Raw genomic sequence first — 830 nt, 5'->3', positions numbered from 1 at the left:
GGCCACCCAGTCGCTACCTATGGCGGACAGGCGCTCATCCAGCGGTGGGTGGGTGCCCAGCAGGTTGCGCAGGCGAAAGTGAAGGGTTTCCCCGAAGCACATGTGGCTCATGTCTTCCGCGTGGGGCGTGGCCAGGTGGGAGCCGTCGCCGTTGCGTATTTTGATTAGCGCGCCGCCGAGCCCGGCCGGGTTGCGGGTGAACTGCACGGCAGAGGCGTCGGCCAGCAGTTCCCGTTGCCGGGAAATGGCGGCCTTGATAAGACGACCGAAGAACAGGCCCACATAGCCGATCACCATCAGGGCCAGGCCGGCAAACATCAGCCCGCCACCGCCCTTGCGGTTGGATGATGAACGGCTGGAAGAATGGCTGAAGGAGGAGCGGCGTTGCCCGCGAATCAGGTACTCACCTACCTTGCCCAGCGCGAGAATGCCCGCCAATACCGCCAGCAAGCGCAGATTAAGGCGCATGTCGGCGTTGAATATATGGCTGAATTCGTGGGCGATGACGCCCTGCAATTCATCCCGATTCAGTTCATTGAGCGTGCCCTGGGTGACCACCAGTACGGTTTCCGAGGGTCGAAACCCGGCCACGAAGGCGTTAATGGCGGTTTCCTTGTCCAGCACATAGAGCTGGGGAGCAGGAATGCCCGAGGCGATGCTCATTTCCTCGACCACATTGATCAGCTGCTTTTCACCAGTAGCAGTGCTGTCCATGGTGATATGGCGCGCGCCGAGCATCTCGGCCAGCCCCTGGCCACCGTTGCGCAGTTGCCAGAGTTTTAGCAGGCAGCCAAACAACATCACGGCGAGCGTGAGGCCGGTAATCCAGT

General features: G+C 61.3%; 1 protein-coding gene. It reads right to left on the bottom strand.

Features of this window, described 5'->3' with window-relative positions; translation table 11 throughout:
- The coding region (locus A3754_RS03345; protein WP_156496738.1) for a M48 family metallopeptidase at positions 1 to 830 on the bottom strand (830 nt) is incomplete at both ends.

It is taken from the genome of Alcanivorax sp. HI0083 (assembly GCF_001635175.1).
This window is presented reverse-complemented; position numbering and strand designations above follow the sequence as displayed.